18 protein-coding genes, 1 tRNA gene and 1 pseudogene are annotated in these 21,042 nt (G+C 69.5%); 5 read left to right on the forward strand and 15 right to left on the reverse strand.

All coding sequences use genetic code 11. The annotated features are described in order from the left end of the window. The first annotated feature begins 39 nt into the window (after positions 1 to 39). A complete protein-coding gene (poxB, locus tag AC5JOC_RS16580) occupies positions 40 to 1,776 on the forward strand; it encodes a ubiquinone-dependent pyruvate dehydrogenase (protein ID WP_194645113.1) in 1,737 nt (578 codons plus the stop codon). Positions 1,777 to 1,831: 55 nt separating this feature from the next. Next, complete coding sequence (gene rfbB, locus AC5JOC_RS16585) at positions 1,832 to 2,830, forward strand: dTDP-glucose 4,6-dehydratase (protein ID WP_071258697.1); 999 nt, start codon at positions 1,832 to 1,834, stop codon at positions 2,828 to 2,830. 225 nt (positions 2,831 to 3,055) lie between these two features. Here the strand turns inward: rfbB and AC5JOC_RS16590 are convergent, their stop codons facing one another. The 6 genes and pseudogenes from AC5JOC_RS16590 to AC5JOC_RS16615 all read right to left on the reverse strand — a co-directional run bounded on the left by AC5JOC_RS16590 (position 3,056) and on the right by AC5JOC_RS16615 (position 8,336). After that, positions 3,056 to 4,258, reverse strand: a complete 1,203-nt coding sequence (locus AC5JOC_RS16590) for a M23 family metallopeptidase (RefSeq protein ID WP_494246841.1) — start codon at positions 4,256 to 4,258, stop codon at positions 3,056 to 3,058. Positions 4,259 to 4,517: 259 nt separating this feature from the next. Further along, positions 4,518 to 5,345, reverse strand: a complete 828-nt coding sequence (locus AC5JOC_RS16595) for an inositol monophosphatase family protein (protein ID WP_124767383.1) — start codon at positions 5,343 to 5,345, stop codon at positions 4,518 to 4,520. A gap of 376 nt (positions 5,346 to 5,721) precedes the next feature. Next, positions 5,722 to 6,414 (reverse strand): HNH endonuclease signature motif containing protein, encoded by a 693-nt coding sequence (locus AC5JOC_RS16600; RefSeq protein WP_494246842.1) that lies wholly within the window; start codon positions 6,412 to 6,414, stop codon positions 5,722 to 5,724. Positions 6,415 to 6,439: 25 nt separating this feature from the next. After that, positions 6,440 to 6,994 (reverse strand): annotated as a pseudogene (locus AC5JOC_RS16605) (DUF222 domain-containing protein); the annotation flags it as partial. 390 nt (positions 6,995 to 7,384) lie between these two features. Next, positions 7,385 to 7,466, reverse strand: a tRNA-Tyr gene (locus AC5JOC_RS16610). A 105-nt stretch (positions 7,467 to 7,571) separates the two neighbouring features. After that, positions 7,572 to 8,336: a lytic transglycosylase domain-containing protein gene (locus AC5JOC_RS16615; RefSeq protein ID WP_124767385.1), complete on the reverse strand. Its 765-nt coding sequence runs from the start codon at positions 8,334 to 8,336 to the stop codon at positions 7,572 to 7,574. A 53-nt stretch (positions 8,337 to 8,389) separates the two neighbouring features. On the opposite strand from AC5JOC_RS16615, the gene AC5JOC_RS16620 reads away from it, so the two are divergent. Next, entirely contained in the window at positions 8,390 to 8,878 is a 489-nt protein-coding gene (locus AC5JOC_RS16620; RefSeq protein WP_056014685.1) for a YajQ family cyclic di-GMP-binding protein, read from the forward strand. 296 nt (positions 8,879 to 9,174) lie between these two features. Here AC5JOC_RS16620 and AC5JOC_RS16625 read toward each other — a convergent pair whose 3' ends face one another. The 8 genes from AC5JOC_RS16625 to AC5JOC_RS16660 all read right to left on the reverse strand — a co-directional run bounded on the left by AC5JOC_RS16625 (position 9,175) and on the right by AC5JOC_RS16660 (position 17,868). Further along, the gene (locus AC5JOC_RS16625) at positions 9,175 to 10,212 is read right to left on the reverse strand and encodes an alpha/beta hydrolase (protein ID WP_494246843.1); all 1,038 of its coding nucleotides are present in this window, start codon (positions 10,210 to 10,212) and stop codon (positions 9,175 to 9,177) included. Between the two features lie 4 nt (positions 10,213 to 10,216). Beyond that, a complete protein-coding gene (locus tag AC5JOC_RS16630; protein WP_494246844.1) occupies positions 10,217 to 11,380 on the reverse strand; it encodes a hypothetical protein in 1,164 nt (387 codons plus the stop codon). 96 nt (positions 11,381 to 11,476) lie between these two features. After that, positions 11,477 to 12,862 carry an FAD-dependent oxidoreductase gene (locus tag AC5JOC_RS16635; RefSeq protein ID WP_079707009.1) on the reverse strand — a complete coding sequence of 462 codons (1,386 nt, stop codon included), beginning with the start codon at positions 12,860 to 12,862 and terminating at the stop codon, positions 11,477 to 11,479. A 113-nt stretch (positions 12,863 to 12,975) separates the two neighbouring features. Continuing rightward, positions 12,976 to 14,037: a polyprenyl synthetase family protein gene (locus AC5JOC_RS16640; RefSeq protein WP_079706663.1), complete on the reverse strand. Its 1,062-nt coding sequence runs from the start codon at positions 14,035 to 14,037 to the stop codon at positions 12,976 to 12,978. 102 nt (positions 14,038 to 14,139) lie between these two features. Next, positions 14,140 to 14,577 (reverse strand): hypothetical protein, encoded by a 438-nt coding sequence (locus AC5JOC_RS16645; protein WP_079706662.1) that lies wholly within the window; start codon positions 14,575 to 14,577, stop codon positions 14,140 to 14,142. 132 nt (positions 14,578 to 14,709) lie between these two features. After that, positions 14,710 to 16,269, reverse strand: coding sequence for an APC family permease (locus tag AC5JOC_RS16650; protein ID WP_085514037.1), 1,560 nt, complete (start codon positions 16,267 to 16,269; stop codon positions 14,710 to 14,712). A 150-nt stretch (positions 16,270 to 16,419) separates the two neighbouring features. Then, positions 16,420 to 17,124 carry a demethylmenaquinone methyltransferase gene (locus tag AC5JOC_RS16655; protein ID WP_124767387.1) on the reverse strand — a complete coding sequence of 235 codons (705 nt, stop codon included), beginning with the start codon at positions 17,122 to 17,124 and terminating at the stop codon, positions 16,420 to 16,422. A gap of 63 nt (positions 17,125 to 17,187) precedes the next feature. Continuing rightward, on the reverse strand, positions 17,188 to 17,868 hold the full coding sequence (locus tag AC5JOC_RS16660; protein ID WP_124767388.1) for an SDR family NAD(P)-dependent oxidoreductase: 681 nt from the start codon (positions 17,866 to 17,868) through the stop codon (positions 17,188 to 17,190). A 101-nt stretch (positions 17,869 to 17,969) separates the two neighbouring features. On the opposite strand from AC5JOC_RS16660, the gene AC5JOC_RS16665 reads away from it, so the two are divergent. Together AC5JOC_RS16665 and AC5JOC_RS16670 are read left to right on the forward strand one after the other, a co-directional pair. Next, complete coding sequence (locus tag AC5JOC_RS16665; RefSeq protein ID WP_494246845.1) at positions 17,970 to 18,812, forward strand: helix-turn-helix domain-containing protein; 843 nt, start codon at positions 17,970 to 17,972, stop codon at positions 18,810 to 18,812. 88 nt (positions 18,813 to 18,900) lie between these two features. Further along, entirely contained in the window at positions 18,901 to 20,139 is a 1,239-nt protein-coding gene (locus tag AC5JOC_RS16670) for an isochorismate synthase (protein ID WP_274500354.1), read from the forward strand. 16 nt (positions 20,140 to 20,155) lie between these two features. Here the strand turns inward: AC5JOC_RS16670 and AC5JOC_RS16675 are convergent, their stop codons facing one another. Then, complete coding sequence (locus AC5JOC_RS16675; protein ID WP_494246846.1) at positions 20,156 to 21,019, reverse strand: polyphosphate kinase 2 family protein; 864 nt, start codon at positions 21,017 to 21,019, stop codon at positions 20,156 to 20,158. Positions 21,020 to 21,042: the final 23 nt, after the last annotated feature.

The raw sequence follows: 21,042 nt of genomic DNA on the forward strand, positions 1-21,042 counted from the left end.
GGGGAACCCGGGCCGAGTCGTCTGCTGCGAGGAGCACCCATGTCCACTGTCGCTGAAACCGTCGTCGCCACCCTCCAGGCCAGCGGTGTACAACGCGTCTACGGCCTCCCCGGCGACTCCCTGAACGGCTTCACCGATGCTCTCCGCTCCTCCGGCGGCATCGACTGGGTGCACGTGCGCCACGAGGAGGCGGCCGCCTTCGCCGCGGCGGCGGAAGCGGAGCTGACCGGCGAGCTGGCGGTCGTCGCGGCGAGCTGCGGCCCCGGCAACCTGCACCTCATCAACGGCCTCTTCGACGCGAACCGCTCACGGGTACCGGTGCTCGCGATCGCCGCCCACATCCCGAGCTCCGAGATCGGGACCACCTACTTCCAGGAGACCCACCCGCAGGAGCTGTTCCGTGAGTGCAGCGTCTACGTGGAACTCGTCTCCCAGCCGGAGCAACTGCCGCGGGTGCTCGAGATCGCGATGCGCACCGCGGTCGAGCGCCGCGGCGTGGCCGTCGTGGTCGTCCCGGGCGACGTCATGCTCCAGCACGCGGTCTCGGAGCACGTCGCCGCCATCCGGGCGACGCGACCCCGGATCCTGCCGTCGGAGCACGAACTCGACGAGGCCGCTCGCCTGCTCAACGGCGGCAAGCGGGTCACCATCCTTGCCGGAGCCGGAGTCGCCGGAGCGCACGAGCAGCTCATCGCGACCGCGGACGCGCTCGGCGCCCCCATCGTCCACGCCCTGCGCGGCAAGGAGCACGTCGAGTACGACAACCCGTTCGACGTCGGCATGACCGGCCTCCTCGGATTCGCCAGCGGCTACCACGCCATGCTCTCGTGCGACGTCCTCCTCATGCTGGGCACCGACTTCCCCTATCCGCAGTTCTTCCCCGAGCACGCGACCGTCATCCAGGTCGACATCCGCGGTGAGCAGATCGGCCGGCGGCACCCGGTCGACCTGCCGCTCGTCGGGACCGTCCGGGACACGCTCGAGGCGCTGCTGCCGAAGCTCGAGCGCAAGACGCACCGCAAGCACCTGGAGGAGTCGCTCAAGCACTACCGCAGCTCGCGGAAGGGCCTCGACGACCTCGCGACCGCGGACCACGACGGCCAGGCGATCCACCCGCAGTACCTCGCGAAGGTCGTCGACCAGCTGGCGACGGACGACGCCGTGTTCATCCCCGACGTCGGCTCCCCCGTCGTCTGGGCGTCGCGCTACCTCACCATGAACGGGCGGCGCCGACTCATCGGCTCGTTCAGCCACGGCAGCATGGCGAACGCCGTCTCCCACGGTCTCGGAGCCCAGGCGTCCCACCCCGGCCGCCAGGTCATCGCGCTCGCGGGCGACGGCGGACTCACCATGCTGCTCGGCGAACTCATCTCGCTCACCCAGAACAAGCTGCCCGTGAAGATCATCGTCATCAACAACTCCTCGCTCAACTTCGTGGAGCTGGAGATGAAGGCCGCCGGGTTCGTCAACTTCGGCACCGACCTTGTGAACCCCGACTTCTCGCGTGTGGCGGAGGGCATGGGGATCCACGGCGAACGCGTCGAGCGGGCGAGCGAGTTGGAGGGCGCCATCCGTCGGGCCTTCGATCACGACGGTCCGGCGCTCGTCGACGTCGTGACGGCGAGGCAGGAGCTGTCGATCCCGCCGACGATCACCGCCGAGCAGATGAAGGGGTTCACCCTGTACGCGCTCCGGACGGTCATGTCGGGCCGCGGCGACGAACTGCTCGACCTCGCGAACACGAACCTGCTGCGCCGCATCCTGCCCGGTCACTGAGCGACGGCCGGATTCCCCCGCGGTATCCAGGGACCGCCGGGTAGACTCGTCTACCGTGTCCAGACTTCTCGTTACCGGCGGCGCCGGATTCATCGGCTCGAACTTCGTCCACTACGTCCTGAACAACACCGATCACTCGGTGACCGTCCTCGACAAGATGACCTACGCGGGCAACCGCGCCTCACTCGACGGCCTCCCGGCCGATCGTTTCGAGCTCGTCGTCGGCGACATCCAGGACGCGACGCTCGTCGACGAGCTCTTCGCCCGTCACGACGCCGTCGTGCACTACGCGGCGGAGTCGCACAACGACAACTCCCTGCACGACCCGCGCCCGTTCCTCGACACGAACATCATCGGCACGTACACGCTGCTCGAGGCGGCTCGCAAGCACGGCACGCGGTTCCACCACATCTCGACCGACGAGGTCTACGGCGACCTCGAGCTCGACGACCCGGAGCGCTTCACCGAGCAGACGCCGTACAACCCGTCGAGCCCGTACTCCTCCACGAAGGCCGGCAGCGACCTCCTCGTCCGCGCGTGGGTGCGGTCCTTCGGCGTCAAGGCGACGATCTCGAACTGCTCCAACAACTACGGTCCGTACCAGCACGTGGAGAAGTTCATCCCGCGCCAGATCACGAACGTGCTCGGCGGCGAGCGCCCGAAGCTGTACGGCACGGGCGAGAACGTGCGCGACTGGATCCACGCGAACGACCACTCGTCCGCCGTCCTCACGATCCTCGACAAGGGGGTCATCGGCGAGACGTACCTCATCGGTGCCGATGGCGAGAAGAACAACAAGGACGTCGTCGAGCTCATCCTCACCCAGCTCGGTCAGCCGGCGGACGCCTACGACCACGTGAACGACCGTCCCGGCCATGACCTCCGCTACGCGATCGACTCGTCGAAGCTGCGCACGGAGCTCGGCTGGACCCCGGCGTTCAGCGACTTCGAGGCCGGCCTCGCCGACACGATCGCCTGGTACCGCGACAACGAGTCGTGGTGGAAGCCGCAGAAGGCCGCCACCGAGGCGAAGTACCAGGAGCAGGGTCAGTAACCCTCAGACACCGTCACGAAGGCCCGTCCGGCATCAGCCGGGCGGGCCTTCGTCGTTCCGTGCCCCGGCCCCCGAGCCCCGACACCGGCCCCTGAGCTCACAACACCGGCCCCTGAGCCACAACACCGGTCCCTGAGCCTGTCGAAGGGCACCCGCCCTCGGGGTGAAACACGACTGCCCCGCCCGGAGTCGGGCGAGGCAGTCAATTCATTGGGTTCCGTGGCGTCAGTCGACGTTCGCGTAGAGCCACTCGAGCGGGTCGACCCAGGTGACGCCGTCGAGTCGGATCTCGAAGTGGAGGTGCGGGCCGGTGGACATGCCCGTGCTGCCGGTGAGGCCGAGGATGGTGCCGACCTTGATCGCCTGCCCCTCGACGACGCGGACCGAGCCGTGCTGCATGTGCGCGTAGACGCTCGAGACGAGGCGGCCGTTGATGGTGTGGTCGACGATGACGTTGACGCCGAGCGAGCCTTCGCCGTCTTCGACGTGGCGGACGACGCCGTCGGCGATGACCTGGATGGGCGCACCGTTGCCGGGGTTGAAGTCCTGGCCGTGGTGGTCGCTCGAGCAGCCGGCGCAGTCGCGGGCACCGAAGCGGTCACCGATGGTGACACCGACCGCGAACGGCCACTGGATGGTCCCGTTCGGGTTGTTCGTGAAGGTGTTCGCGGGGCGGATGCCCATTGCGGCGGCGGCTTCCTCGACGGTGCTCGTCGTGTAGTCGTCGCGGGTGAAGGTCAGCTCAGCCGATCCCTCGCTGTCGAGCGACTGCGACGCCTGGTTGCTCAGCCCGTTGCCGTCGCCGAGCTCGGCCTGCGAGGCCTCGGCCACCGACGTCGCGACGTCTTCAGCGGTGAGCAGCGCGTTGGCGGGCACCGAGGTGGCCACGGCCATGAGGGCGACGAAGCCCATCGCGGCACCCGCGAAGATCTTGGTGGTGATGCGACGCTTGCGCGCGATGGTCGTCGGGCGGGGCGACGCCGGTGCGGCGGACGGACGGGACGATGCGCGGGGCTTCGAGGCCGGCTTCGGTGCAGCTGCGCGGCGTGCACGGGGAGCGTCGACGGTGGAGGCGTCGACCGTCACCGTGATGGACTCGGTGGCCTGAGCGGTGTCGGAAGCCACGGCCGGTTCGGCGATGAGCGGCTCTGCCTCGACCGGCGCGATGTCGGCGACGTCGGTGGTGTGCACGGCGTCGATCGCCTCGGCGATCATCTGGTCGACCGGGTCGATGGCCGCGGCCGTCTCCTCCTGGTCGGCGCTGGCCTCATGCGTCGGCTCCTGCAGCACGGACTCCTGGTGCTCCAGGGCGGCCGCCGCCTGACGCTCACGTTCGCGGAGTTCACGGCGGCTGAGCGGCGGCGTCTGCACGGGTGCAGCGCTGTTCTCGACAGACGTGTTCTGCGGGTCCTGAGGGTCGGGAAGCACAGGGGTGTCCTCAGGGCTTGCATGGCGTGACAAGGGGGCGGGGGCCTTTCAATGGGCTAGCAGGAAGATCTCGACGTCCGTCCGCGCGGGGGAACGCGAAGGTAACGAATGCATAAATGCTAGCAACGGGAGGCTGAAAAAGCCATGGCAGTGATCGGTTTTATCCGATAAAGACCTGGTCAGAGGCCATATGAGAGTTCTCTTATGAACGAGTCGCCACCGGAGCGCTACCGCGAGCGGCGGCGGCGCGCATGGAGTGTCACCCGATCGGCGTCGCGAAGCCCTGCTCGACGAGGAGCCGTTCGAGGACCGCGAGCAGCGGTGCATCGGCGGCCATGATGAGCTGCGTGGTGGCCGGAGCACCGTCGAAGCCGGCGACCGTCGCGCCCGCCTCGGCAGCGATGAGCGCGCCCGCGACCTGGTCCCACGGCTTCAGGCCGCTCTCGTAGTAGGCGTCGAGGCGGCCGGAGGCGACGCTGCAGAGGTCGAGTGCGGCGGAGCCGATCCGCCGGACGTCGCGGAAGGTCCCGAGGAGGGCGCCGAGCACGGCTGCCTGCTCCATGCGACGCGAGGCGGTGTAGGAGAAGCCCGTGCCGAGCAGCGCCACGTTCGGTGCCACGCCTCGGTTGACCTCGAGGGCGCGGCCGTTCAGTCGTGCTCCACCGCCGCGGGAGGCGGTGTAGTGCTCACCCAGGACCGGGTTCACCACAGCCCCGGCGAGGGCGGTCCAGGTGGCCGGGTCCGGTTCACCTTCGACGACCCCGATGCTGACGGCGTACGCGGGGATGTCGTAGAGGTAGTTGACGGTGCCGTCGATGGGGTCGACGACCCAGGTCAGGCCGGAGGTCCCCGTCGCGCCGCCTTCCTTGCCGGTCTCCTCGCCGAGGAATCCGTCGTCCGGTCGTGCAGCGAGGAGGCGGTCGCGGATGAACTGCTCGGACTCGCGGTCGGCTCGGGTCACGACGTCCTCGACCGACGACTTGCTCGCCGCGATCTCGACGCCCTCCCGGCGTCGGCGCAGGATCAGTTCGCCGGCCTCTGCGGCGATGTCGGTGGCGATCTGGAGGAGTTCTTCGTGTCCGGTCACCCCACCACCCTATGGCGGCCCCTCCTGCCCTTCGACACGTCGACCGCCTCAGTGCGCTGCAGCTCAGGGACCGGAGCGAACCCGGGCACACCTCCTCCGCGGGCCGAGGCGGCGCAACCCGAGCACCCTTCGACAGGCTCAGGGACCGAAGCGTTCCGGGCACACCTCTCCCCGCTCACCGAGGCAGCGCAACCCGAGTGCCCTTCGACAAGCTCAGGGACCGGTGCCTCCCGGGCACGCCTCTCCCGGTCACTGAGCCTGTCGAAGTGCCCACGAGGAAGCCTCCTCGTTCCGGGCATACCCCTCCCGGTCACTGAGCTTGTCGAAGTGCCCACGAGGACCCACCCCCTTCGACAGGCTCAGGGACCGAACCTGGTCAGAACGGTGCGGGATCCGGTTCGGTTCGATGGTGTTTCCCGTCGGGTGTCGTCCAGTCGAGGGCCCCGCCGGGCCCGTGGTCGAGGTCCCAGCCGGGGAGGTGCTTCAGCCTGTGGTGATGTCGACACAGGCAGGCGAGATTGCCGACATCCGTCGTGCCGCCGTCTTCCCAGGCGACCGAATGGTCGAGGTCACAAGCCCTGGCGCGTCGACCGCAACCGGGCGCCCGACAGGTGCCGTCTCGGAGGCGCACCGCGCGCTGGAGGTCGGCCGGAACGCGGTACTGGCCGCGCCCGACCGACAAGACCGCGCCGGTTTCCGGTTGGACGAGGATCCGGGTAAAGCTGGGCGCGTTCACCGCGATGCGGGCCGCGGTCTCCGGGTCGATCGGGCCGTAGCCGTCGAGCGTCGCCGGGGCATCGCTCACACCGGCCATGCTGAGCGCCGGGACCGTGATCTGCACCGTCGGCTTGATGTGCTCCTGGACCTCGATCGGGTGCGGGAGCACCGGGCTCGACATGACGTCTTCCGGCGTGACGCCGGTGAGGGCGAGGGCTGCGAGGGCGTCGGCCTGGAGTTGTGCGCAGGTGCGGGTGTCGCCAGCTGCGCGTGACTCGGCCGCGGCGGCTTCGACGCGCTCGATGATGCCCTGCGCGATCGGCGCCGTGGTGAACAGGTGCACCCACGCCATGCCGTCCGCTGCGGGTTCGAACTCCGACCCGGCGGTCCGCCTCGGAGCGGGTTGCGCGCGCGGTGATGGACTCGGGGTGGAGGCGCTCGCGCAGGACGCGGGCGCGCCTCCGGAGGTTCGCGTTGGTCAGCTGCTCCGCGGCCGGCAACACCGCCTCCAGGAACGCCGCCCGCCCTGCAGCCGGCACATCACTGAGTTGGTCGATGATCGTCTGCGCGTGCCGCGCCGAGATGCGGCCGGCCTCGAGCGAGGCAAGCACGGCAGGTGCTTCGTTCACGAGACGCTCGGCGCCGTTCGTCGCCCGCTGAACGGTCCGCTCGGGCGTGCGCGTCGCCATCGCGAGGGCTGCACAGGTCGACCGGCGGGAGAGCGCCTGCCGCTCCGCGGGCGGGAAGATCGCCGGGACGGTGGCATCTGCGAAGGCGTCCGCGTAGGCAGCAGAACGGGCGAGTAGGCGAGCCTCCTCGGCGTCCAGAGCCGCGCGGCGACGCTGGATGTCCGCGTAGTGATCCGAGAACTCCGCGAGGCGCGCGGCGTACTCGTCGCCAGCTCGAACTGCGGAGGCGGTGGTCTCGGTCATGGAACAAGTCCACCATGGACCACTGACATTCCAGATGCTGAGTCGTGCTCGGTTGTGGAAGTCTGCTCGTGTGCCCTTCGACAAGCTCAGGGACCGGTGAAGGTCGGCCGGATTGGCGGTGTTCTCCGTGTGCCCTTCGACAGGCTCAGGGACCGGGAGAGGCGTGCCGGATTCGCGGGGTTCTCCGTGCGCCCTTCGACAAGCTCAGGGACCGGAGAGGGTTGCTCAGGGACCGGAGGAGGCATGTCCGGGTTCGTGGGGTTCTCCGTGGGCACTGCGACGCTTCGACAGGCTCAGGGCGGCGCAGCTCAGGGACCGGCGGGGGTTCCCGCCAGACGCTCGCCAGCACAACGAAAAATCGCCCCATCCGAGGATGAGGCGATTTGTCCGTGGCGAGTGAGGGATTCGAACCCCCGAAGGCTGAGCCGTCTGATTTACAGTCAGATCCCTTTGGCCGCTAGGGTAACTCGCCAAGCGCGCCCGACCGACTTTCGAACAGCCAACCGAAAGCGCTTGACCAATATAGCCGTCAGACCGCCGGACGCGAAATCAGCATCGGCATCCGTCACCGGGCCGCTCAGCGCTCGTCGGACGGCACGGCCTCGGCGTACTCGTTCGCCGCGGCGGCGACCCGGCGAAGGTACTCGGGTGACGAGTTGTACGCCCGGATCCCGCTCAGCCAGCCGTCCTCCGTCCGCATGTCGTAGTCGCTCGCCCGGCAGAGGTAGTTCGCGGCCGCCATCGCCGCGTCGTCGAGGTTCTGCGGGTCGAGCACGCCGTCACCGCTCGCGTCGGTCCCCCAGTTCTCCCACGACTGCGGGATGAACTGGAACGGCCCGACGGCACGGTCGTGGACCGGGTCGCCGTCGATGACCCCCTGGTCGGTGTCGGTGATCTCCTCGGTCTCGCCACCCTTCAGTGGCACACCGAAGATCGGCGGCGTCACGACACCGTCCTCGCCGAGCTTCGAGCCGTCGTGGCGACCGTGGTCGCTCTCGGCGAACCCGACGGCCGCGATCGTCGTCCAGCCGATACCGCACTCCGGCGTCAGCTCGGCCTTGCGGATGGCGGCACCGGCATAGGAACGCAGGGCGCGCTCGGGGATGCCACTCGCCTCGGCGACCTCGGTGATCCACTGGGAGTCGGCGAGGTCGACGTTCGCGACACCGCCGTCAGGGGCGTCGCTCTTCGGCGGGAGCTCGACGGGGACCGCATACGGGACGGGGTCCGGCTCGGGAGCGCAACCGCTCAACACGAGCACACCGATCGCCAGGGTCGCTCCGGCGAGCGCCCCTCGTCGTCCGACGATGGTCCGCTGGTCCTGCTTCACCGGGCTGCGCATCGCACCCACCCAACCACACCTGCCTGAGCGACACCGGCGCTACCATGGTCCACATGGCAGATTCATCGTTTGACGTCGTGAGCAAGGTCGACAAGATGGAGGCGGACAACGCCCTCAACCAGGCGCACAAGGAGGTCGAGCAGCGGTACGACTTCAAGAACGTCGGTGCCTCGATCGCCTGGAGCGGCGAGAAGATCCTCATGAAGGCCAACACCGAGGAGCGCGTGAAGGCGATCCTCGACGTCTTCGAGTCCAAGCTCATCAAGCGCGGCATCTCGCTCAAGAGCCTCGAGGTCGGCGACCCGTTCGCGAGCGGCAAGGAGTACCGGATCGAGGCGACCCTCAAGGAGGGCATCAGCCAGGAGATCGCGAAGAAGGCCAACAAGCTCATCCGCGACGAGGGCCCGAAGTCGGTCAAGTCGCAGATCCAGGGCGACGAGCTCCGCGTCTCGTCGAAGAGCCGTGACGATCTCCAGGCCACCATGGCGCTGCTCAAGGGTGCCGACCTCGACATCGACCTCCAGTTCGTCAACTACCGCTAGCGGGCCGGACGCGGTCGATCACCTCGATCGCGTCATGATCGGCCCCCGCACCACTCTCTTCACCGGAGCACCCGCACGAGCGGGCTCGATGGTTGGAGTGGAGCAGTGGATCACCAGAGACCCGCGGACGGGTCGCATCTCGAACTCTTCCGGACCTCGCGCGCCGGCCAGGAGGTCGGTGTCCCGTGTTGGTGCGCGATCGGCGCGAATCACAGCTACGCCGACTGGCTCGCCGCCGGGCGACCGGATCCGCGGCGTCCGATGGGCTCGCGACGGCGCCTCCCGCCCGCTGAACGCTAGCGGTCGACGGTCGGCGGCTTCGTGAGGTAGCCACGTCCCCACGCGACGATCTGCTCGAACGCACGCTGTCGGACGGGCTCCTCGGACAGGAAGACGTCGTGCAAGGCGCCGTCGAGGCGCACGATCGTGACGGTCTCGCCGAGATCGAGTGCGCGTTCCGCGACCGCGTCGACGTCGAGCGCCGTGTCACTGCGCATCATCGCGTCGTTCCACCGCGGCAGCAGGACACTCCGCGCCGACAGCAGCGTGAGTGCCGGCACACGCAGCTGCAGGCCCGCGTCGACGAGCCGATGCCCTCGCAGGATCGCGTTCAACCATCCCGGATGCAACGGGAAGCCGTGGAGCGGACGCCAGGCGAAGTCGTAGTCCCAGGCGCCGTCCATCGTGCTCGACACGGAGCGGGTGTAGAACCCGAGGTCGACGACAGGGAGCTGCGCACGTGGGTCGATCCGCGATCCGGCTTGGACGAGCGGGGCGATCGCGAGCCGCCCGAGCTGTCTCGCCTGGAATTCGAGCCACGGACTGTTCAGGACGAGACCGGCGACGCGATCCTGGTTCCTGGCCGTCCAGAGACTCAGGGTGAGCCCGCCGGTCGAGTGGCCGAGGAGGACGAGTCGGCGCCGGGTCCGCCGCCCGGCGGCATGCTCCTCGGAGCCGTGCCCCATCACCGCGAGCGCGGCCTCGATGTCCTCGTCGTAGGTGCGGAGGTCGTCGACGTATCCCGGCGTCTGGTGCGGACGGAGACTCCGGCCGTACTTGCGCAGGTCGAGCGCGTAGAACCGCGCACCGAGCCTGGCCCAGAATCGCGCGAGGTGACGTTGGAAGAAGTAGTCGGACCAGCCGTGGACGTAGAGGACGTCGATACCGTCCGCGACGTCGGGCAGGAGGAACTCGCCCAGCTGTTCGAGGGGCGGCATCCGGTAGCGGACGAGGGTCGCGACGACCTCGCCCTCGTCATCCGGTTCGAGGTTCAGCGTGCGCTGCTGGAAGCCCTCGCCGAGGATGTCGGCGGTCCACCCTCGAGATCCGGCCATACCGTCACGTTACCGCGCCCGGTGATCGGTGGTCGGATGGTCGGGCTCCCGCGCCGACCACCCGACCTCCGACTACTGCTGGTACGGGTTGTGCTGCTGCGGAGCCTGCGGCTGCTGTCCGTAGGGCTGCTGCGCCTGACCGTGCTGCTTGCGAGCCCTGGTCGTGCTGACCCTGCTGGTGCTGCCCCTGCTGCTCATGCTGACCCTGCTGGAACTGCTGACCGTGCTGCTGACCACTGTGCTGCTCGCGCGGAGCGTCGGCGAGGCCCTCGGGTGCGACGAACCGCGTCACGAGCACGGCGCCGATCGTGAGGAAGCCGGCGAGGGTGATCCCGTAGAGGATCGGCGAGAGGAAGCCCTGGTTGACGAAGAACGCCGGCGTGCCGTACTGCTCGACGACGCCGCGCACGATGGTGACGATGAGCACGATGAGCAGCATGACGCCGGTGCCGACGGCCGCGGCGATGCCCACCGACTGGATCAGGTCTCGGGCGGTGCGGACCCGGGTGAGCGGACGGACCATGATGAGGATGAGAGCTGCTCCCGCACCCCAGAGGGCGATGTTGACGAGGTTCGCGCCGAAGCTCAACAGGACGTCGCCGATGGGGTAGAACTCCGAGATGCTGAAGAACGACCCGATGAGGCTCACCAGGGCGACGGCCGCGGCGATACCCGCTGCGATCCCGACCGACACGAGGGCGAGACGCGTCTCGCGTGCACGGGGGTTCGGCGCCTTCGGAGCCTGCGCGTACTGCTGCGGCTGACCGTACTGGCCCTGCTGCGGCTGACCGTACTGACCCTGGGGGGCTCCGTACTGACCGGTCTGCTGCGGCTGGCCGTACTGGCCGGTGTCCTGGCCGTACTGGCCGGTGTGCTGCGGCTGGCCCGGGTGCTGCGGCTGGCCGTACTGGCCCTGCTGCGGCTGACCCCACTGGCCCGCCTGCTCACCCGTCTGCGGCTGACCCCACTGGCCACCCTGCTGCGGAGCCGGGGTCTGCTGGCCCGTCTGGTCCCACTGCTGCTGCACGGGGTCCGGGTGCATCTCGCCGTAGCGCGGCTGCTGCTGTTGCTGCTGCTGGCCGTCGGCGACGAATGCCGGCGGCTCGGACGGCGGTACGGACGTCGGCTGCTCCGACGGGACGTTCTGGGGCGCGTTGGGGTCGGTCATCCGTCCAGCATAGTGACCGACTCGCGCCGAAACCGGGTTCCGTGAAGCGGCTTGACTCGCGGCGATCGGCCGGATTGCGACCGTCGCCGGTGCGACTCAGGCGGACGGTGTCCCGTCATCCGACGACTGCGCCCGCGAGATCGCCACCATCTCCTCGCGCGGCACCACCTTGATGCGGGCACGACCCTGTGGTTCACCGAGCGCGATCTCGTGCTGGTCGAGGAGGTGCCAGCCCTCGAGGTCCGTGTAGGCGACGCCACGCGACTCGAGCAGCGCGACGACGGCCTCCTCCTCGGGTTCCGCGGGCGCCCACCAGTCCGCCTGATCGTTGATGACGTGACTGATGGTCTCCATCGCGTCCGACTTCGTGTGGCCGATGAGGCCGACCGGACCACGCTTGATCCACCCGGTCGCGTAGACGCCCGGGACGCGCTCGTTGCTCTCGGGGTGGAGGACCTTGCCCTCGTGGTTGGGGATGACGCCGTGCCGCGAGTCGAAGGGCACGCCGGGCAGCGGGCTTCCGAAGTACCCCACCGCGCGGTAGAGCGCCTGGATCGGGACCTCGCGGATCTCACCCGTGCCCTCGACCCCGCCCTGACCGTCTGGTCTCGTCCGCTCGTACCGGAAGGCGGCGACCTTGCCGGAACCGTCGTCGACGACTTCGAGCGGCTTCGCGTAGAAGTGCAGGTGCAGTCGGCGCGAGGCCTGGCCGGTCTCGCGCTTGCGCCACTGCTGCAGGACGCGGTCGATGACCATGACCTGCTTGTTGCTCGCCACCGCCGCCTTCGACGCCTCGTCGTAGTCGAAGTCCTCGTCGGCCAGGATCATGTCGACGTCGTTGAGTTCCCCGAGCTCGCGGAGCTCCAGCGGCGTGAACTTCACCTGCGCGGGCCCGCGACGCCCGAAGACGTGCACGTCGGTCACGGGCGACTGCTGCAGCCCCTCGTGGACGTTGGCCGGGATCTCGGTCGGGAGCAGGTCCTCCGGGTGCTTCGCGAGCATACGTGCGACGTCGAGCGCGACGTTGCCGTTGCCGATCACGGCGATCGACTCCGCCTCGAGCGGCCAGGTGCGGGGGACGTCGGGGTGTCCGTCGAACCAGCTCACGAACTCGGCGGCGCCGTACGACCCGTCGAGGTCGATGCCCGGGATGTCGAGCGGGGCGTCCTCGACGGCGCCCGTGGAGAAGATCACGGCGTTGTAGTGGTGCTTGAGGTCGTCGAGCGTGATGTCGACGCCGAAGCGGACGTTGCCGAAGATCCGGATGTCGCCTCGGTCGAGGACGTCGCGGAGCGCGTTGATGATCCCCTTGATACGCGGGTGGTCGGGCGCGACGCCGTAGCGGACCAGGCCGTACGGGGCCGGCAGCTGCTCGAAGAGGTCGATGGAGACGTCGAACTTCCGTTCCGCCTTCAGGAGGATGTCCGCCGCGTAGATGCCTGCGGGTCCTGCGCCGACGATGGCCAGCCTGAGCTTGGTCACGGTGGTTCCTTTCGTGTCCCCGTGCGGGGTTCCGGGTGCGGCCGGTTGAGCGCTCCGGCCGTCATGCATGCGCGTCTGGGATGCCGTGCCGCTCCGGTGGAGCGGCGCCGCCATCAACTCCTTCGGTCGACGATCGCCTTCGCGAAGTGCACGAGCGCCTTCTTGACCGAGCCGTCGGGCAGCGGTGCCAGTGCCGCGATCGCCTCGTCGGCCCACTGCCGCGCCTCGGCGAAGGTCCGCGCGGTCACGGCGTGGTCGCGCAGGGTGGCGACGAGCGCGGCGAACCGGACGGGGTCGTGGTCCGTCTCCGTGACCTCGGCGTCGAGACGGGCGACGAGGGCCGCGGCTTCGGGGTCGGCGACCGCCTCGCGGCGCAGGTAGAGCATGGGGAGGGTGACGACGCCGGCCCGCAGGTCGGTGCCGGGGACCTTGCCGGTCTCCTCGGGTTGCGGCGACAGGTCGATGACGTCGTCGATGAGCTGGAAGGCGATGCCGACCTTCTCGCCGAACTCGACGACCGCGCTCTCGTACACCTCGGGGGCGTTGGAGAAGATGACGCCGCTCCGGGCCGCGGCGGCGATGAGCGACCCGGTCTTGTCGGCGAGGACCTGGATGTAGTGCTCGACCTCGTCCTGACCCTCGCGAGGGCCGGTGGTCTCGTGCAGCTGCCCCAGCACGAGGCGCTCGAACGTGGCGGCCTGGATCCGGATCGCCCGCTCGCCGAGGTCGGCCATGATCTGGCTGGCACGGGCGAACAGCAGGTCGCCGGTGAGGATGGCGGTGTTGTTGCCGAACACCTGGTGGGCGCTGGGGACGCCGCGACGCTTGTCGGCGTCGTCCATGACGTCGTCGTGGTACAGCGAGCCGAGGTGGGTGATCTCGATCGCCTCGGCCGCCCGCAGGACGTTGTCGGTGATGCCGTCGCCGAGCTGGGCGATGAGCATGGTGAGCAGCGGGCGGACCCGCTTGCCGCCGGCCTCGAGCAGATAGCGCGCGGTGACGTCGACGAGGTCGTCGGTGAACCCGAGCTGCTCCTCCAGACCGATCTCGAGGCGGGCCACGCCGTCGTCGATGGTCTTGGCGAGCTTGCGGTCTGCACCGGTCGCGAACATGCGTTCGGCAAGCCCGGCCTGGCTGGCCAGGTTGCTGACACGGCGGGTCGCGCTGGGATTCACAGCTCTAGCCTAGCCGGGGCAGCCCGTCACCTGTGCCGGAGGACCGGAATCCACGGGCGCGATCAGGCGATTGGCAGCTGTGGTCGGACCACATGACTCGGTTCAGCGGAGTCGCACGCCCTCGGCGTCGTAGAACGCCAGATGCGGGAACTCGTGCGCGAGGTCGAGCAGCATCGAGTATCCGTCGGTGTTGAGCGGCGGCCAGGTCCAGGCGTCGACACCCTGGGCGGTCGGCAACGCGGCGCGGAAGAGGCCCGCTTCGACGCCGGTCCCGAGGTGTTTCGGCGGCACGACGACGAGGGCGATCCTGGCCGACGGCCCGGACGCCACGAACTGGAGCCGCGCACCGGTCGCGTCGTCTCGCACGATGAACTCACGGGTACCCGGGGTGTCCGGCGGGATCTCGGTGGTGTCGTAGCGCTCGTACGGCTTCGCGAACGCGGACTTCGCCCGCCTGGCGTTCAGGAGGATGACGACGAGCACGAGACCGACGATCGCGACGCCCCAGATCCACGGGCCGCCTGGCAGGGTGTCCAACATCCCACCAGTATGCCCGGCCCGCCTGGACGGCCCCGGGAGATGCGCCCTTCGACAGGCTCAGGGACCGGAAGGGGGAGGCTCAGGGACCGGAAGGGGTGGCTCAGGGACCGGAGGAGGCTCAGGGACCGGAGGTCAGGCGAGACCGCCGTCGACGGAGCGGCCGTACTCGATCGGCTCGTCGGGCACGAGGACCTCGGTGTCGCGGTTGAGGCTCTCCCCGCGGAAGAAGGGCCGCGAGGACTTCCGGCTGTACCAGAGCAGCATGAGCACGAAACCGAAGGCCAGCGAACCGACGCCGATGACGAACGTGCCGCCGACGCCGAACAGGACCGTGTAGCCGTAGTCGACGTCGAACATGTCGATGCAGCTCTGCACGAAGGCGAAGGTGAGCATGAGCGCCCCGAGGAGCGGGAAGAGGCCCTTGAAGAAGAAGTCCTGCGCGGAGCGGAAGAGCACCTTCCGGAAGTACCAGACGCACGCGTACCCGGTGATGCCGTAGTAGAAGGCGATCGCGAGTCCGAGGGAGAGGATCGAGTCCGCGAGGATGTTCTCGCTCACGAGCGTCATGCCGACGTAGTAGACGATCGCGACGATGCCCATGACGAGCGTCGAGAAGGACGGCGTCTTGAAGGTCGGGTGGACGGTCGCGAACCGTTTCGGCAGCGCCTTGTAGGCAGCCATCGCGAGCGTGCCGCGCGCCGTCGGGAGGATCGTCGTCTGCGTCGACGACACCGCCGAGATGAGCACGGCGACGACCAGGATCCACGCCCACGGTCCGAGCACGAGGTCCTTCAGCGCCAGGAAGATGTCGTTCGCGTTGTCCTCGTTGGCGAGGCCGGTGCCCGTGGTCCCGAGTCCGGCGTAGACCATGGCGGCGACCGTGACGGTGACGTAGGTGACCAGCAGGATGACCGTGGAGATGACCGCCGCGCGGCCCGGGATCTTCTGCGGGTCCTTCGTCTCCTCGTTCAGGGCGAGGCAGGTGTCCCAACCCCAGTAGATGAAGAGTGCGAGCAGCACCGCCTCGATGAAGCCGTGGTAATCGGTGAACGCGAACGGGTTGAACCAGTCGAGCGAGATCGGCGTCGCGTCGGGCGCGGTGCCGTTCGACGCTCCGATGAAGGCGAACACGGCGAACAGCACGAGTGCGAGGTACTGGACCGCGAGGAGGATGTTCTGGATCCGCTCCCCCAGCTCGATGCCGCGGTACGACACCCACGTCATGAGGGCGATGAACACGACACCGGTCGCGGTGACGAGCGGGACGTTCGAGGCGAGGGAGCCGTCACCGATGAGCAACCACAGGTACTGCCCCGCGATCTGTGCGAGGTTCGCGAGCACCACGATGCCGGCGAGCGCGACGCCCCACCCGCCGATCCAGCCCGTGACCGGGCCGAAGGCCTTCGTCGCCCAGGTGAAGGTCGTGCCGCAGTCCGGTACGTCGCGGTTCAGCTCGCGGTAGGCGAACGCGATGAACAGCATCGGGATGAAGGCGACGATGAAGGCGATCGGCGCCTGGGCACCCACGGCGAGCACGACGAACCCGAGCGTCGCGACGAGCGAGTACACCGGCGCGGTCGACGCCAAGCCGATGATCACGGAGCCGAAGAGGCCGAGGGTGCCGGTGGCGAGACCCTTGCCGCCGGTGGGTGATGCCGGCTGCGACCCGCGGGCCGTGTCCTGTGCTGTCATGACGGAACGGTAGGGCCGGGCGCACCCGTGTGTCAATGCTCCCGTTCGGGACCGGGCTACGGAATCAGTCGCGCCGACTCGCGGGAAGTGACGGGATCAACAGGTTCCACCCCTCGAGAATGCCGAGACGAACCCCGACGGTGACGAGACTCAGGCCGGCTTGAGTCCGCGGTGCAGGGCGACGATCCCGCCGGTGAGGTTGCGGTAGGCGACGTGCTCGTAGCCCGCTTCACGCAGCCAGGCGGCCAGCTCCGGCTGGCTCGGCCAGGCGCGGATCGAGTCGTTGAGGTAGGTGTACGCCTCGGCGTTCGACGATGCGACGCCGGCGACGAGCGGCATCACGCGCTCGAGGTAGAGGTTGTAGGCGGCGCGCATCGGGGCGAGGGTCGGCGTGGAGAACTCGCAGATGACGATCCGGCCGCCGGGCTTCGTGACCCGGAGCATCTCGGCGAGGGCGTCCTTCGGGCGGACGACGTTGCGGAGGCCGAAGGAGATCGTCGTCGCGTCGAACTCCTCGTCGGCGAAGGGGAGGTCGGTCGCGTCGGCCTCGACGAACTGGATGTCGGAGCGGTCGGCGTACTTGTCGCGACCCACGGCGATCATGCCGGGCGAGAAGTCGGCGGCCACGACCTGCGCACCGTTGCGTGCCAGCGCCGCGGAGGACGTGCCCGTGCCGGCCGCGAGGTCGAGGATGCGCTCACCGGCGGCCGGACCGACCGCACGAGTGGTCGCGATGCGCCACAGGGCGTCGTTCCCGACGGAGAGGACCGCGTTCATGCGGTCGTACTTCGTCGAGACGTCGTCGAACATGGCCGAGACCTGCTCGGGCTGCTTGGAGAGGTCGGCGCGGTTCACCCGTCCATCCTACGTCCGCGCCGCTGGGAGCCGGCCGTCCGAGCACGGCTCCCAGGCTCGCGCTCAGTAGTCGATGCGTCCGTGCCGGTTGTGGAACTCGCCGGTGGGACCGTCCGGACCGAGCAGGGCGAGCGCGACGGTCGCGTCCGTCCCCTCGGTCACCGTCTGATGGCCTCCGTGTCCGTTGAAGTCGGTCGCGGTGTAGCCCGGGTCGCTCACGTTCACCCGGAACCCGGGCAGGTTCTTCGCGTACTGCACGGTGAGCGTGATGACGGCCGCCTTCGACGCGGCGTACGGGATCGTCGGCACCGCGAACTCGTCGGCCCCCTCGGAGGTGAGGAAGCGCGGCCATCCCACTCCCGAGGCGACGTTCACGATGACGGGTCGGGACGAACGGCGCAGGAGGGGCAACGCAGCCTGGGTGACGCGGACGACACCGACGACGTTCGTGTCGAGGACGTCCTGCATCGACTCCGGGGTGAGGTCGTCCACACCGAAGGACGTACCGAGCACGCCGGCGTTGTTGACGAGCACGTCGAGCTCCGGGAGCGCTGCGAGCGCCGCGTCGACGCTCGCCTGGTCGGTGACGTCGAGCTGGACGGGGTGGGCGCCGAGCGCGGCGACGGCATCGCCGCGGCCCAGGTCGCGCATGCCGGCGTAGACGGTGTGGCCGGCGTCGATCAGTCGGCGTGCGGTTTCGAGTCCGAGGCTCTTGTTGGCCCCGGTGATGAGTGTGGTGGTCATGGGTCCATGCTCCGCCCGGCATGGTCGGTCCGCCAGGCCCCGGTCGACAGGGGGACCGGCAGTACCAGGATGCGGACCGACACCGGGGGCACAATGGCCGGATGGACGAATTCGCCGGTGTGCTCCGGGCCTGGCGCGAACGGGTCTCCCCTGCCGAGGTCGGTCTCCCCGCCGGCCCAGGAAGACGGACGGCCGGCCTGCGCCGCGAGGAGCTCTCGGCCCTCGCCGGCATCAGCGTGGACTACATCGTCAGGCTCGAGCAGGGCCGCGCCCGGAATCCCTCGCCGCAACTGCTGCGGGCCCTCGCGGTCGCACTGCGACTGACGGATCAGGAGCGCGACCACCTCTACCGGGTCGCCGGAGCCGCGCCACCACCGCCCGGGGTCGTCCCGCGGCACATCGGTCCGGGCGTGCAGCGCATCGTCGACCGGCTCGGCGACGTGCCGCTGGCGGTCTTCTCCGCCGCTCACGACATCCTGCTCTGGAACCCGCTGTGGGCCGCGGTGAACGGCGATCCCTCCGCCCTCGTCGGTGACGATCGCAACCTGGTGTGGCGGCACTTCACCGCGGGGCACGACGGCACGGACTTCGACGAGCAGCACGAGGAGGAGTTCGCGAGCGACCTCGCCGCAGACCTCCGGGCGGCGGTCGGGCGCTACCCGCGGGACGACGAGCTCGCACGACTCGTGGCCCGGCTGCGATCGGTGTCACCCGAGTTCGAACGGCGCTGGGCGGAGGCCAGGGTCGCGGAGCACCGGGCGAGCCGGAAGACGGTCACGCGGACGCCGGTCGGACCGATCACCGTCGACTGCGACGTCCTGTCCACGCCGGGCGGCGACCTGCGCATCGTCGTGTACACGGCGGCACCGGGCACCGAGGACGCGGCGAAACTCGCACTGCTCGGGGTCACCGGGTTGCAGACGATCGGGACGCCCGGCCGGTGAACGGCCCGCCGACGAGGCGGTGACCGACCCTCCGCCAGTCGGGCTGCGGCGGGGAGGGACCCCTCCTGCGCGGGCGTAGGGTTGAACGGTGACCATTCCCCTGACCTCGTCACTGGTCGCCCAGACCGTCGCCATCGACGACCCGCGCCAGCTCCTCCCGTTCGCCGACCAGACCTCGCCGCTCCTCTGGGTGCGGAAGGGACACGGGCTGGTCGGACTTGGTGAGGCGCTCCGCCTGGAGTTCTCGGGCCCCGACCGGTTCACGCGTGCCGCGGCGGCCTGGCGGGACGTCTGCGCCGCAGCAGTGGTGACGGACGAGGTACGACGGCCCGGGACCGGCCTGGTCGCGTTCGGCACGTTCGCCTTCGACGACGAGTCCTCCGCGACGAGCGTCCTCATCGTGCCGCGCACGATCATCGGCCGGTACCCCGACGCGAGCTTCATCACGCGGGTCTCCCTCGGCGACGGCGCCGAGGACGTCGATCCCGTGACCACGGCCTACGGGCCCGAGTACCGCATCCAGCTGACCCCCGGTGTGCAGAGCCGCGACGGCTACCTCGACTCGGCCGAGCGCGCCATCGCCCGCATCCAGGCCGGCGGCCTGAGCAAGGTCGTGCTCGCACGCGACCTGGCCGGGCACCTCCCCGCGGAAGCGGACCGCCGCCGGGTGCTCCACGACCTCGCCCTCGGCTACCCCGACTGCTGGACCTACGCGGTCGACGGCTTCATCGGCTCGAGCCCGGAGACGCTCGTCCGAGTGGATCGGGGTGCCGTCTCGGCACGCGTCCTCGCCGGCACGATCTCGCGTGGTCCCGACGCCGAGAGCGACCACGACCAGGCCGTCGCACTCATGACGAGCGCGAAGGACCAGGGTGAGCACCAGTTCGCCGTGCAGTCGGTGCTGACCGCCCTGCAGGCACACAGCCCCCAGTTGCGCCGCAGCGAGGCCCCGTTCACCCTCAAACTGCCGAACCTCTGGCACCTCGCGACCGACATCGACGGTCGGCTCTCGGACGGCTCGTCCTCGCTCGACCTCATGGACGGCCTGCACCCGACGGCCGCCGTCGCCGGGACCCCGACGCGCGACGCCGTCGCCCTCATCCGCGAGCTGGAACCGTTCGACCGCGGTCGCTACGCCGGTCCGGTCGGGTGGGTGGACGCCTCGGGTGACGGCGAGTGGGCGGTGGCCCTCCGCTGTGCGCAGATCGCGCCGGACGGTGACATCACCGCCTACGCCGGCTGTGGCATCGTCGCCGACTCGGACGCTGCGACGGAGCTCGTCGAGACGAAGATGAAGTTCCGTCCGATCGTGGAAGCCTTCGGCTGAGCCGAGGAACCTCGGCTCAGCTCGCCGCGAGTCGTGCCTGCTCGACGGCGATGTCGTAGTCGGCCGCCGGCCACTGCGGATCGATGTCCTCGAGGGCGTCGAGCAGCAGCCGTTGGACCGCGATGCGCGCGTACCACTTGCGGTCCGCCGGCACGACGAACCAGGGGGCGGCCTCGGTGCTCGTCCGCTCGAACGCCACCTGGTAGGCGTCCTGATAGGCCGGCCACAGCTCGCGTTCGTCCACATCGCCCGGGTTGTACTTCCAGTGCTTGTCCGGACGCGCGAGCCGGTCGGCGAGCCGTTCCTTCTGCTCGTCGGCGCTGATCTGCAGCATCACCTTGACGATGCGGGTCCCGCTCGCGACGATGCCCGCCTCGAAGTCGTTGATCGCCCCGTACCGACGCTCGATCTCGTCCGGCTCGGCGAGCTGACGCACCCGACCGATGAGGACGTCCTCGTAGTGCGAACGGTCGAAGACGCCGATCTGACCGGGCTTCGGCAGGTGCGGCTCAACCCGCCAGAGGAAGTCGTGGGAGCGCTCCTCCTCCGTGGGCTTCTTGAAGGCGTGGTGGTGCACGCCCTGCGGGTCGACCGAGCCGACGACGTGCTTGACGATGCCACCCTTGCCCGCCGTGTCCATCGCCTGCAGGACGAGGAGCACCGCTTCCGGGGCTCCCTGCGTGCTCGCCGCGAAGAGTCGCTCCTGCAGCTCGGACAGCGCGGGCACCCCTGCGTCGAGCTCGACCCGGCCCTGCTGCTTGTCACCGTCGAAGCCCGGCGTCGATGAGGGATCGACGTCGGCGAGGCTGAACCCCTCCCCCACGCGCAGCGTGTCTCGGGGTGGTGCCGTCCAGGTCGATGCGTGCTTCGATGCCGTCATCCGCCCATTCTGGCTGCAGGTCG

Source organism: Plantibacter sp., from assembly GCF_059073635.1.

What these genes read in the sequence shown, in the direction of transcription:
- poxB (WP_194645113.1), top strand. Translation starts at nt 40, where the DNA reads ATGTCCACTGTCGCTGAAACCGTCGTCGCCACCCTCCAGGCCAGCGGT.
- AC5JOC_RS16660 (WP_124767388.1), bottom strand. Translation starts at nt 17,868, where the DNA reads ATGACCACCACACTCATCACCGGGGCCAACAAGAGCCTCGGACTCGAA.
- AC5JOC_RS16650 (WP_085514037.1), bottom strand. Translation starts at nt 16,269, where the DNA reads ATGACAGCACAGGACACGGCCCGCGGGTCGCAGCCGGCATCACCCACC.
- AC5JOC_RS16665 (WP_494246845.1), top strand. Translation starts at nt 17,970, where the DNA reads ATGGACGAATTCGCCGGTGTGCTCCGGGCCTGGCGCGAACGGGTCTCC.
- AC5JOC_RS16630 (WP_494246844.1), bottom strand. Translation starts at nt 11,380, where the DNA reads ATGACCGACCCCAACGCGCCCCAGAACGTCCCGTCGGAGCAGCCGACG.
- AC5JOC_RS16600 (WP_494246842.1), bottom strand. Translation starts at nt 6,414, where the DNA reads ATGGCGTGGGTGCACCTGTTCACCACGGCGCCGATCGCGCAGGGCATC.
- AC5JOC_RS16620 (WP_056014685.1), top strand. Translation starts at nt 8,390, where the DNA reads ATGGCAGATTCATCGTTTGACGTCGTGAGCAAGGTCGACAAGATGGAG.
- AC5JOC_RS16675 (WP_494246846.1), bottom strand. Translation starts at nt 21,019, where the DNA reads ATGACGGCATCGAAGCACGCATCGACCTGGACGGCACCACCCCGAGAC.
- AC5JOC_RS16615 (WP_124767385.1), bottom strand. Translation starts at nt 8,336, where the DNA reads ATGCGCAGCCCGGTGAAGCAGGACCAGCGGACCATCGTCGGACGACGA.
- AC5JOC_RS16645 (WP_079706662.1), bottom strand. Translation starts at nt 14,577, where the DNA reads ATGTTGGACACCCTGCCAGGCGGCCCGTGGATCTGGGGCGTCGCGATC.
- AC5JOC_RS16625 (WP_494246843.1), bottom strand. Translation starts at nt 10,212, where the DNA reads ATGGCCGGATCTCGAGGGTGGACCGCCGACATCCTCGGCGAGGGCTTC.